We start from the raw sequence: 11,980 nt of genomic DNA on the forward strand, positions 1-11,980 counted from the left end.
TGAGGCTATCCTAACTCTTCTTGAAACCCTTACGGAGCGATCGCTCCAATTATTTAAACCTTAATCAGATAATTCTGAATTATCTGTCTAGTAGCTAAACCAGTTTTTTCCCAACTAAACTCCTTAGCTCTAGCTACACTTAAGGTGGAGAGGCGCGATCGCTCCTCTCCATCTTTAGCAATAATATTCATGGCATCTGTTATTTCTCCCACATTTTTCGGGTTAACCAAAATAGCTGCATCTCCAGCAACTTCTGGCAGGGATGAAATATTGGAAGTAATAACTGGAGTACCGCACGCCATTGCTTCCAATACGGGAAAACCAAATCCTTCCCACAGACTAGGAAAAACCAGAGCGATCGCCTGATTTATTATTTTAGGTAATTCTGTTGTGGGAACATAGTCTAGAAATTTGACAAAATTTGTTAATTCTAGTTCTTTTATTTGAGTTTTTAAGGTGGGTGTATAAGTATTATCTGTAGGTCCGGCAAGCCATAATTCATACTCGGAAAAATTAGGTAAATTAGCAAATGCTTCTATCAACCGATGCAGATTTTTATAATGATCGTGGCGACCGAGATAAAGAAAATAATTTTTGCTAGGTAAGTCTAAAAATTGGAATTTTTGAGAGTCATAACCTAAAGGAATAGGAGTAATTTTTCGAGGTGGTATTTGGAAAAAATCGGTAATATCTTTTGCCGTTGCTTGAGAATTACAAACAATATGTTCTGCCTGATTTAATACTTGAGGAATATAATATTTGAAATAAGCAGTTAAGCGAGAACCAGGTTTAGGAAAACGCAAAGGAATTAAATCGTGAGCCATGACAATATAACGACACTGAGAATATAATGGCGCTTCTGGAAGGGGAGAAAAAAGTAGATTTGCTTGTAATTTTTTATAGATATTTGACAGTTGAAATTGAGTCCAAAATAATCGTCGTAAATGACCTTTAGTTCCCTGAGCGGGGGTCATATTATTAGGGATGAGATGGCAGTTAAAATTAGGAATTTTATTAGGAATTAGCAAAGTAGGATTAAGTTGCTGAAGTTGGGGCAGAATGTTATTAGCGTAGACGGATATTCCTGTAGGTTGGGGAATTAATACTGATAGATTGATTATAAGTTTGTTAGACATTTGCGCTCATACGGATTATGCCACGGCTCACACCGATTATGCCACGGCTCACACCGATTATGCCACGGATATACGGATTAAGAGTCCAGCAATAAGTGTAGCTTGGATTTAAGATAAAAATTCCTCCAATCAAATAATACTTTGTTGGGTTTTACTTCGTTCTACCCAACCTACCAAAATTTTAAATACTGTAGGTTGGGTTGAGGAACGTTTGCGGAGCATTTCCAACGGAAAAACCCAACATTTTCAGCGAAACTGGTTCAGATAAGACAAAAATTCGTCTAATTAAACAATACTTTGTTGGGTTTCACTTCGTTCTACCCAACCTAAAATTATGTCTGATAAATTTCCTAATGGCTTTGAGCTTAATACTAGCTATTTTATAATTTATTGGTAGGTAAAATAAAGCTACTATAGTAATTCTCAGTAATCTATATATTAAAACTGATTTATTTGTATGTTTTTCTAAACTCAATAGATAACTATAAATACTATACTCAAGTTTTAATTCTGGGTTTTTATTGGTAATAGAAGATGGTTGATGAACTATAGATATTGTTTTAGCGATCGCTATTTTATGACCTTGTTTTACATAACGTCTACAGAAGTCAAAATCTTCATAATATAAAAAATAATCTTGATCAAATTGAGGGCAGTTTTCAAACTTTTTGAGGTTGATTAACATACTGCATCCTGTTACCCAATCTGTGGTTGATTTTTCTGTATTGGAAATAAATTCATTAGCAATTATTTTGCCAGTTTCGGGAATAAATTTTCCACCACCAAACCAAATTTTACCTGTGGGTTCGTAGACGGTTGTTCCTAATATGGAAATTTCTGGATTTTTAGCTAAAAAATGATGTGCTTTTTCCAGAGAATCAGGTAATAGATAAGCGTCGGGATTAATTAACCAAACTATTGCTTGGGGATTTTGAGTATAAATCCAATTTAATCCTAAATTGCACGCTTTACCATATCCTAAATTAGTTTCTGAGTTGATAATAATTATGGTGTTGCTTTGGAGTTGATAGATAGAGTTATCATCGGTTGAGTTATTAATAATGATAATTTTTTGAAATAGGTGAGAAGTTAATTGGATTGAATTGATTAATTTTTTAATTAACTCCGTTGAATAGTAGTTAACTGTTAGGAAGTATATAGAGTTAGTATTTATATGACTTTCTCCTAATTTACAAGCTTACTTGATCAGGACTTACGCAGAACTGCCATATCTGGGTATTCGCCCCCTAGGGATAGCGCATTGTCTAAGAATTTGCGTAAGTCCTGTCAGTATTCAATCTCCCCTACTCCCCTACTCCCCTACTCCCCTACTCCCAACTATACAATAACTATTCAACCGGACATGATATTAGACATCCTTTTCTGGAGATGTCTATTATAAAAATTGTCACGACCAATGTGCGGATTGCTATAGCCTAGTAGGGACGTTGCATGCAACGTCCCTACTGTGCTACCAAAATGAAAACTGCTGTATCAGGACTTACGCAAAATTATAAATCATACACCTTATGTAGGGGCTTTCTGGCATTCGCCCTCTACTAGATATGGTGGTTCTGCGTAAGTCCTGTGTATATTAGGCAGCAACCATACAAGTATAATACAAGTATAACTGTTGCTTAAATACTGAATTCCTATTTACCAAAATAATTGGGTTTAGAGCAAGGACTTTTAAGGCGAAATGTTTTTGGAGCCTTGCTAAAATCCCCGTTATATGCGTCAACTTCTGACTTCTGACTTCGTTAAAAACAGTGTCTTAGTGAATCAACAACTTAGATTTAATCACAAACAGTAGAATCAGAATCACCATTGAGAGAATAATCGAGGCTTTCCGGTTCAACCTCAACAATGCCAGGAACAGGATCGCCGTAGTTAGGACCGTCGTTTTCTACATCAGCCCAACCATCCCCAGGCTCACGGATATCGCGCCAATTCATAACGACATAATCTTCGTCTTCACCACCATAATCACCACTGTCAGGCTTGATGGGATGCCAGTATTCATAGTCAAAATCTTGACCACTAATCCAGCTAAAAGTGCCTTCATCATTGACATCATTGAGACCTATCCAGAATTGCTCGGCAGTGCCAAAGGTGCCCCATAGCCAGTCATGTTCAGTTTCATCGTTGATGGTAACGAGGTTGCCGTCTACCTCTTGTGCTTCAGTTTGGGCATTAGTCCAAGTCGCAGCTTTGGTTAAGAAGTAAATGTGCCCGTTGTCAGGGTTGGTGTAGGTTTCCTTTAGGGAGAGTAAGGATTTAATATTGAGGCTAAAGCTATCGCTCACTTGTCCTCCCTGTCCATCATCTGCAGTTACTACCAAATAAAGGGTACCGATATCGCTTTTAGCTGGAGTACCGCTGAATTTTCCTGTTGCGGGATCAAAGCTTAACCAAGTAGGTAAAGCAGCGCCATTCGCCAAACTGCCACTGAGGCTAAGTGGATCGTTATCCGCATCGCTAAACGTTGTTGCGGGGACGGTAAAACTTAAAGGTTGAGTCATCACTGCGCTTTGATCGGCAGGAGGATTAACTACTTCGGGAGGATAGTTACCACGCTCAATAGTTAAAACAAAACCAGTACTGACTTTGCCACCCTGGATATCATTTGCAGTAACAGTTAACTTAAGGGTTCCCACGTCAGCATTGCTGGGAGTACCACTAAATATTCCTGTATCAGAGTCAAAGCTCAACCAAGCAGGTAAAGGTTCACCATTAGCTAAACTAGCAGTTAACTCTAGGTTATCCCCATCTGCATCCTCAAAATTATTGCTGGGAATAGGGAAATTCCAAGGACGGCGGGAGTAAGTCATTGGATCGTCAATGGCATTCACCACTACTGGGATGTCATTTTGAGGAATGACATTCAAGTTAAACGTTCCTACAATTGGAGTAACTCCATCTTTGCCACTATCCGCTAACTCAAAACTCAAGCTATCGGCAATTGTTTCTGAGCCGTCGTGAATGTAGGTGACAAGACCTGCATTCAAATCAGCTTGGGTAAACTGAGTGGTATTTTGTCCAGAAACCTGAATACTGCCATGACTAGGTTTAGCACTCAGAGTGTATATCAAGTCAGCATCGTCGTCATCTGGATCGGTTGCCTTGAGGTTAGCATCTGTAATTGTTACAGATTCTCCTTCATTTACGGTAGCACCATCATTCGTGATGATTGTGGGATCATCATTCACTGCTGTCAACAGAAGATCTACTGTAGTAGAATTTGTCTTATTATTAGCAGTTTTGCGAGTGATGTTCAGGTAACGGGTATCAGTATTGGGGTTGTTAGAAATATTGTTATAGGTGACCTGATCGGTAATGTTTTGTATCACATCATCCGAGATCGAAGTGGCAGAAACCAAACGCACGTTATCTATAAACAGGCTTGCACCGACGGCGAGTCCACCAGTTTTATCATAAGTACCACAAACAAATTCAAACTGGTACTGACCATCTTTGGGAATAGTGGCACTGACTGAATTGAAAGGAACTTTGTCTCCACGCTTAGAGAATAGTTCAGTGCGGGTGTCGTCCGCAGTACCGAAACTTTTGTCGCTACCTGCTTCAATTAAAAAGCCAAAAACTTCGTAGGCATCATCTCCTTTTTGGGCAGAGAAATCTAGGGTGATGCTGTCCCCGGTAAAGGCTTCAAAGGAATCACTACGAACATAAGGGCCGTGGAGAGAACCATTGCCCGAGGGGCGATCGCTACCACGGGGCTTATTGATGTGACCACTACTGACCAGGCGCAAGGCGTAGTTGCCACTCCCTACAGTTTCCTCTGTGATACTAATGGTGTAGGTAGGTTTAGAGTCAGAGGGGGTAGAGACAATAATGTTGCCCGTGCCAGTGCCAAGACCACTTTTGCTGAAATCGTAGTCAATACTTTGACCATCAAGATTTTGGACAGTATTATAATTTTCTTTAAAGGCCGTCCAACCGGTTAAGTCACCAGTTTCAAACCCGGCATTGGTTAGGGGATTGGAGAAACGAATGGTTAAGGGTTTGCCATTAGTGCCGTCTTCAGTCTCCAGGATTGAACCAATACGATTAGTACCAGACCCATTACCTAGAAAAATACTGCCGCAATTATCTACTGAGATTGCTCCTTTGGCAGTGGAGTTGCTGGCGCTGGTTAGGTTTAACTGGTCGTTGGAGGTACCGTTCTTGAGACTAAACCGCAGTTCACCATCTGCATATTGTAAACCACCAGAAAAGTTGAGGCCACTGTTAATTGAAATCGGTAGGCCATTTTCTGTATATTTGACGGTATTGGATGTGGCCTGAGCTATATCAGACCCGACGATCGTGAAGGCGATCGCCATTAATAGCGCTATTAGAGACTTACAAAGTTGTTTGACCACTTTTAAACTCAGTTATTGTTGTTAACCATTAATCACGAGCAGGCAAGCAAATAACTTCAGATTGAGATGAGGGACATTTATGTCTTTATTACCTCAATCGTTATTCTTAGTTTTTTTGACTGTTGCGATGAATCTATCCAATCTATAGTTAAGAGAATTTTAGGAAAAAAGTCAAATAAAAAATTGGGGTAAATTTAGGATTGAAAAATTTAGGTTTTACCGTTTATAAAAAAATGATCTTCCTGTAGACACGTTGGCTCCAAAGTCTTTACTTTGTGTTATACTCAATCGTTGCTGAATTAAGAGAGCATCTTTCAATAATGGATAATGGATAATGGATAATTACCTCTCCCTAAAAGGGAGAGGATTGACTAAAAGGAAAAAATTTATTTTCTTCCCCTTTCAAGGGGAGGCTTTAAACCTGAATTATCTAATTATTTAATTGTTTAATTGTTTCGGTCAAGTCTAATTATGTTAATTCTATTTGACTATCATCTCCAATCATAAACCGTAATGCTTTAGGACGTTGTGGAGCATTAATTAGTTGGGCACGACGTCCTAGCAAACTATCAACAATACGTTGATGAATTTCAATAATTTTTGCTCCTTGTAATATGACACTATGTTCTATATCAACATCAATTAAAGTTACATCATCGGCAATACTACTATAAGGACCGATAAAACAATTTTCTAGGTGACAATTATCACCTATAATTACCGGACCACGAACGCTACTATTAATTAGTTTTGTATTTTCACCAATTTTTACCCTGCCAATAATTTGACTTTGAGAATCTATTTCTCCATTTACTGAATTAGTTATACGAGTATCTAAAATAATTTGATTTGCACTAAGTAAATCATCTTTTTTACCAGTGTCTAACCACCAACCTTCTAAGGTGCGTGCTTCCACAGAAATTTCCCGATTTTCATCGGAAATTTGTTGGTCTATTAAATATTGAATAGCATCAGTAATTTCTAATTCTCCTCTAGCTGAAGGTTTAATATTAGAAATAGCATTATGTATTTGATTAGAAAAGAAATATACACCCACAAGTGCTAAATCTGATGGTGGAACTTTAGGTTTTTCAACTAATCCTAAAACTTTTCCTTTTTCATCTACTTTAGCTACACCAAAAGCAGTAGGATTAGGAACTTTGCGCAACAGAATTAAAGCATCTAATTGTTTTTGTTTAAAAGTATCTAAAAATTGCCCAAGCTGACTTTCAATAATATTATCTCCGAGATACATAATGAAAGGAGAATCTTCTAAAAATGGTTGAGCAATTTTAACAGCGTGAGCTAAACCTGCCGGTTCTTCTTGGAGAATATAAGTAATATTCGCTCCAAATTTTTCGCCGTTTCCTGTTAATTCTTGTACTTCTTTTCCGGTTTCTGGACTAATAATAATTCCGATGTCGATAATACCTGCTGCTACAATACCTTCAATTCCATACCATAAAATAGGTTTATTGGCTACTGGTACTAATTGCTTTGCTCCTGTATAAGTAAGAGGACGTAATCTTGTTCCTTTTCCACCAGAGAGAATTAATGCTTTCATGTTAATATTTCCAATTATAGATTTTTGCGGTATAGCAATCCTAAATAGGTTGTAAGATTTTATCGTAGGGGTTTGGTATCCAAACCCTAGTAAACATAATGGGATTTGGAAACTAAATTCCTACAGTTTTTCTCACAAATCATTTCATATTGCTATAGTTTATGTTTTTGGGCAAAATTTTATTGTAGTCTAACACAAACTTAATCAGTTATTAGACTTCTTGCAGAAGTCAAGCGATAGGCAATAGGCAATAGGAGATGAAATTGTTTGTTTCAGAGCTAGTATTGATTGAATTTTTTACTTTTGCAAGAGGTCTATTAGTTATCAATTATCAGTATCGACTGCTGAAGCATCCAGATTGAAATACTAAAGTTGATGTTTTTTATACCCTTAAAATCAGTTATCAGTACCAATGGGTTTGGAGACCAAACCCCTACGGTTTTTTTGATAAATCATTGAGGATTAATACTGGATTTGGAGACTGGGTTTGGAGACAAAATCCCTACGGTTTTTTTGATAAATCATTGAGGATTAATACTGGATTTGGAGACTGGGTTTGGAGACAAAATCCCTACGGTTTTTTTGATAAATCATTGAGGATTAATACTGGATTTGGAGACTGGGTTTGGAGACAAAATCCCTACGGTTTTTTTCACAAATTATTGAGGATTAATACTGGATTTGGAGACTGGGTTGGGAGACCAAACCCCTACGGTTTTTTTCACAAATTATTGAGGATTAATACTGGATTTGGAGACTGGGTTTGGAAACCAAACCCCTACGGTTTTTTTGATAAATCATTGAGGATTAATACTGGGTTTGGAGACTGGGTTTGGAGACCAAACCCCTACGGTTTTTTTGATAAATCATTGAGGATTAATACTGGGTTTGGAGACTGGGTTTGGAGACCAAACCCCTACGGTTTTTTTGATAAATCATTGAGGATTAATACTGGGTTTGGAGACTGGGTTGGGAGACCAAACCCCTACGGTTTTTAGAGACTGGGTTTGGAGACCAAACCCCTACGGTTTTTTTTGATAAATCATTGAGGATTAATACTGGGTTTGGAGACTGGGTTTGGAGACCAAACCCCTACGGTTTTTTTGATAAATCATTGAGGATTAATACTGGGTTTGGAGACTGGGTTGGGAGACCAAACCCCTACGGTTTTTAGAGACTGGGTTTGGAGACCAAACCCCTACGGTTTTTTTTGATAAATCATTGAGGATTAATACTGGATTTGGAGACTGGGTTTGGAGACCAAACCCCTACGGTTTTTTTCACAAATTATTGAGGATTAATACTGGATTTGGAGACTGGGTTTGGAGACCAAACCCCTACGGTTTTTTTTGATAAATTATTGAGGATTAATACTGGATTTGGAGACTGGGTTTGGAGACCAAACCCCTACGGTTTTTTGCACAAATCATTGAGGATTTTTATGTAACTTATCACTGATAGTAGAAGATAATTTCTCTAATTTACCCTTGGGTTGGCAGACCAAACCCCTACAGTTTTTTGCACAAATCATTTAAGATGACTATATAATTTATCACTGATAGTAGAATATAATTTTCCCTAAACAGTCGTAAGCGTTCAGCATTAATGGGTTGGGAGACCAAACCCCTACAGTTTTTTCAGAAATAGCTAATAGCTAATAGCTGATAGCTGAATGCTTACAAAATCAGCTATAAAATATGAAAAATAACTCCTTTTTCAACTCATTAAATACTAAATTTAATTCACAGTCTAGCTTTTTGATTAATCTAATTCTTTTCTTGACTGTAGTTTTGATAATTATTTCTATCACATCAATATATGTCTCCAATGAACATACAATTTATTGGTGGGATTTTGTAGGATATCAAAACGCTGCAAATAATCTAACAAATTTATTTCGAGCATCTACCCAAAGAGCTATTGATGATATTTTAGGTTCTTTATCTCAACAAAAAAATTATCTAATTACATTGCCATTAATTCCATTTCTCTATATTTTTGGCAACCACAGAATAGTTTATATCCTGAGTCTTAATCTTGTCTATCTATTACCCTTCAGTTTATTGATAGGAGCAATAGCTACAAAACTAATTCCTATTTATCCTCGATGGGTATTTTGGTCAACAGTAGCGATCGCTTTACTAATACCTATGAGTTGGAGTCCGAGTTTAAGAGGATATCCGGATATTGGAGCGACTTTACCTATTTTATTGGGGATTTTATTTTACTTAAAAAATATTAGATTAACTGCTTGGTGGCAAATTCCAATAATAGGAATTTGTTTGGGAATATCTATAGTTTTAAGACGACATTTTGCTTATAGCGCCATAGCTTTTCTTGCTGCTATTAGTTGTCAAGTTATCCTCGACTCTTTGACTAATTTCAAATTTGCAATTCCCACAGTCAATCCCCCTAAATCCCCCTTGGAAAGGGGGACTTTCAATTCCTCTAAATCTCCCTTGGAAAGGGGGACTTTGTTAGAAAGTGGCATAAAAATTAGCCTTATTTCCCTAACTTCTTTCCTAACTATATCAATTTTTGCTTGGGGTTTTATCCAAAGTTCTTTGACAGAAAATTATCGAACTCTTTATGCTGCTTGGAGTTTATCAATACCTGACATATTCTGGCGTTATGCCTGTTTTTATGGATTAATAACCTTACTATTAGTTGCCATAGGATTTTCTGTAGGTATTCTGAGAAAATTTTTAATTCCATCTACTACGATTTTCCTCTTATTATTCGGAATATTTTCTTTAGCTGAATGGTTGATTTTGCTCCGCTATGGCAATATTCATTACTCTCTACATTTGACGCCGATAATAGTTTTAGGAATTACCTCATTTATCTGGATAACTATTTATACTTTTCGAGGCAAAACTAAATTAATCATTCTCAGCATTACCGGAATATATCTAATTATTAATCTCATCTTTGGTTTAACTCCTATCGGCAAATTCAATAACCCCATACGCCCAATATTTGCCAGTAATTTTTCCTCATTAATTCGTTCCGACTACGATGAAGTTTTGAGTCTGACTAAATATCTAAGTAACTTAGCACCGAATCGAGAATTAGTATATGTAGCTGCTTCCTCAAATCAGTTTAATGCCAATATTATTAGAAACTCTAACCGGATAATTAATCCTGAAAATTGGTCGAATTTAAGAGCAATAAGTAAACCACATATTGACACCCGCGATACTTACCCATTGCCAGAATTATTAGCAGCACAATATGTAGTTATTGCCACTCCATTTCAGAAAGTATTATTGACTGATGAACAAGTCTTAAAACCAGGGCAACAAGATTTAGTTAAGTTTGTCTATGATGCTTTTTCTCAAAATTTACCTATTGCTCAAGATTTCCGAAAATTGCCAGAAGAATTTGTTTTAGATGGAGGGGTTACTGTTAGTTTTTATCAAAGAATTCGTCCGACTTCTATAGCGACTGCTGTACAAACTTTATCGGCAATGCAAAAAGAAGTTCCGCAACGTCCGGGGAGACAGTTAGACTGGATGAGTTTAAGTCAATCTCCTTATATTACTTATAATTATTCGGCAGTTATTCAAGTTTCTGATGATGGTTATAATTTAATGACAGATCCGGCAGATGTTACTAAAGAAACATCTAAATATTTTCTCTATTTAGGAGATTTATCTTCTTCTGTAAAAATTACTGGTAAGTTGGATTTTCTGCACCAAGAATGTAATGGTTTATCTGTTAGGTTTTCTCTGTTAGATGAGCAAGGAAATTTGCTGGATACAACTGCTAAGAATTATTTTCCTGGAGTTACTTCTGATTTGATTTTTTCTCTTGCGGGTAAAAGTTCTGTTTATCTACTTCTGGAAATTTTGAGTATTGACAGTAATAAGTTAACTGATAAATGTGGATGGATAATTAATGATCTAGTTGTTAATAAGTAGAGAAAATTTCCTGGAAGTTTGTAGTTTTGCTCTAGCAATATCTTTTATTGTCTCTTAGGCCAGGAAATTTGGTTGAATAAATAGTCATGCGTAGGGGCGAGCGACTCCATCTAAACTTTACGATATCACAAAAATTTCCAGGATGCAACCGAAAATTCTTTGAGGCGCGATTTTTTTCAGGAGCTTCAGAGAATGAAAATGTTGGCGGTTTTCTGCTCAGGAGGGATGGATGGAAAATTTTGGTGTGGGATTTTTTCATTACCTCTCAGAAAATGAGAATGTTGGTGATTTTCTACTCAGGAGAAATGGATGGAAATTTTTGACGAGGGAAAACAAGCATTGATGGGAAGCTCTACAAAATGAAAATATTTCTGCATTACTTCTGGAAAAATTCCTGAATACTTGGTTGTGTTTTATTTAGGAAATTTAGTTGAATAAAAAGTCATGTGTAGGGGCGAGTGACTCCATCTAAACTTTACGATATCACAAAAATTTCGAGGATGCAACCGAAAATTCTTTGAGGCGCGATTTTTTTTTCAGGAGCTTTAGAGAATGAGAATGTTGGTGATTTTCTACTCAGGAGTGATGGATGGAAAATTTTGGTGCGGGATTTTTTTAGGTAGCTCTGAGAAAATGAAAATGTTGGTAATTTTCTACTGAGGAGCGATGGATGGAAATTTTTGATGGGGGAAAACAAGGATTACTCGGAAGCTATACAAAATGAAAATATTTCTGCATTACTTCTGGCAAAATTCCTGAATACTTGGTTGTGTTTTATTTAGGAAATTTAGTTGAATAAAAAGTCATGGGTAGGGGCGAGTGACTCCATCTAAACTTTACGATATCACAAAAATTTCCAGGATGCAACCGAAAATTCTTTGAGGCGCGATTTTTTTCAGGAGCTTCAGAGAATGAAAATGTTGGCGGTTTTCTGCTCAGGAGGGATGGATGGAAAATTTTGGTGTGGGATTTTTT

At 36.9% G+C, this 11,980-nt stretch carries 9 protein-coding genes and 1 pseudogene; 4 read left to right on the forward strand and 6 right to left on the reverse strand.

Features of this window, described 5'->3' with window-relative positions; translation table 11 throughout:
* Window positions 1-53: 53 nt before the first annotated feature.
* Entirely contained in the window at window positions 54-1,136 is a 1,083-nt protein-coding gene (locus tag F6K40_RS11430; protein WP_293135665.1) for a glycosyltransferase family 4 protein, read from the reverse strand.
* Here F6K40_RS11430 and F6K40_RS11435 point away from each other — a divergent pair.
* The gene (locus F6K40_RS11435; RefSeq protein WP_293135667.1) at window positions 1,126-1,248 is read left to right on the forward strand and encodes a hypothetical protein; all 123 of its coding nucleotides are present in this window, start codon (window positions 1,126-1,128) and stop codon (window positions 1,246-1,248) included. The two genes, F6K40_RS11430 and F6K40_RS11435, sit on opposite strands and share 11 nt — an antisense overlap.
* Window positions 1,249-1,443: 195 nt before the next feature.
* On the opposite strand, the gene F6K40_RS11440 is transcribed toward F6K40_RS11435, so the two are convergent.
* From F6K40_RS11440 to F6K40_RS11455, 4 genes and pseudogenes are all read right to left on the reverse strand, one after another.
* Window positions 1,444-1,821 carry a glycosyltransferase family 2 protein gene (locus F6K40_RS11440; protein ID WP_293135670.1) on the reverse strand — a complete coding sequence of 126 codons (378 nt, stop codon included), beginning with the start codon at window positions 1,819-1,821 and terminating at the stop codon, window positions 1,444-1,446.
* Window positions 1,822-1,857: 36 nt separating this feature from the next.
* Window positions 1,858-2,310 (reverse strand): annotated as a pseudogene (locus tag F6K40_RS11445) (glycosyltransferase); the annotation flags it as partial.
* Between the two features lie 622 nt (window positions 2,311-2,932).
* The gene (locus F6K40_RS11450) at window positions 2,933-5,518 is read right to left on the reverse strand and encodes a putative Ig domain-containing protein (RefSeq protein ID WP_293135672.1); all 2,586 of its coding nucleotides are present in this window, start codon (window positions 5,516-5,518) and stop codon (window positions 2,933-2,935) included.
* Between the two features lie 469 nt (window positions 5,519-5,987).
* On the reverse strand, window positions 5,988-7,082 hold the full coding sequence (locus F6K40_RS11455; protein WP_293135674.1) for a glucose-1-phosphate thymidylyltransferase: 1,095 nt from the start codon (window positions 7,080-7,082) through the stop codon (window positions 5,988-5,990).
* A gap of 455 nt (window positions 7,083-7,537) precedes the next feature.
* Between F6K40_RS11455 and F6K40_RS11460 the strand changes: the two genes are divergently transcribed.
* The 3 genes from F6K40_RS11460 to F6K40_RS11470 all read left to right on the forward strand — a co-directional run bounded on the left by F6K40_RS11460 (window position 7,538) and on the right by F6K40_RS11470 (window position 11,328).
* Window positions 7,538-8,080 carry a hypothetical protein gene (locus F6K40_RS11460; protein WP_293135676.1) on the forward strand — a complete coding sequence of 181 codons (543 nt, stop codon included), beginning with the start codon at window positions 7,538-7,540 and terminating at the stop codon, window positions 8,078-8,080.
* A gap of 699 nt (window positions 8,081-8,779) precedes the next feature.
* On the forward strand, window positions 8,780-11,005 hold the full coding sequence (locus tag F6K40_RS11465) for a hypothetical protein (protein ID WP_293135678.1): 2,226 nt from the start codon (window positions 8,780-8,782) through the stop codon (window positions 11,003-11,005).
* An 86-nt stretch (window positions 11,006-11,091) separates the two neighbouring features.
* Window positions 11,092-11,328, forward strand: coding sequence for a hypothetical protein (locus F6K40_RS11470; RefSeq protein ID WP_293135680.1), 237 nt, complete (start codon window positions 11,092-11,094; stop codon window positions 11,326-11,328).
* A 451-nt stretch (window positions 11,329-11,779) separates the two neighbouring features.
* On the opposite strand, the gene F6K40_RS11475 is transcribed toward F6K40_RS11470, so the two are convergent.
* On the reverse strand, window positions 11,780-11,980 hold a 201-nt coding region (locus F6K40_RS11475; protein ID WP_293135683.1), incomplete at its 5' end, for a hypothetical protein.

This window comes from Okeania sp. SIO3I5, from assembly GCF_010672085.1.
Taxonomy (GTDB): Bacteria; Cyanobacteriota; Cyanobacteriia; order Cyanobacteriales; family Microcoleaceae; genus Trichodesmium.

Excerpts from the sequence above, each read along its gene's own strand:
- F6K40_RS11465 (WP_293135678.1), top strand. The coding sequence starts at position 8,780 with ATGAAAAATAACTCCTTTTTCAACTCATTAAATACTAAATTTAATTCA.
- F6K40_RS11440 (WP_293135670.1), bottom strand. The coding sequence starts at position 1,821 with ATGTTAATCAACCTCAAAAAGTTTGAAAACTGCCCTCAATTTGATCAA.
- F6K40_RS11430 (WP_293135665.1), bottom strand. The coding sequence starts at position 1,136 with ATGTCTAACAAACTTATAATCAATCTATCAGTATTAATTCCCCAACCT.
- F6K40_RS11470 (WP_293135680.1), top strand. The coding sequence starts at position 11,092 with ATGCGTAGGGGCGAGCGACTCCATCTAAACTTTACGATATCACAAAAA.
- F6K40_RS11455 (WP_293135674.1), bottom strand. The coding sequence starts at position 7,082 with ATGAAAGCATTAATTCTCTCTGGTGGAAAAGGAACAAGATTACGTCCT.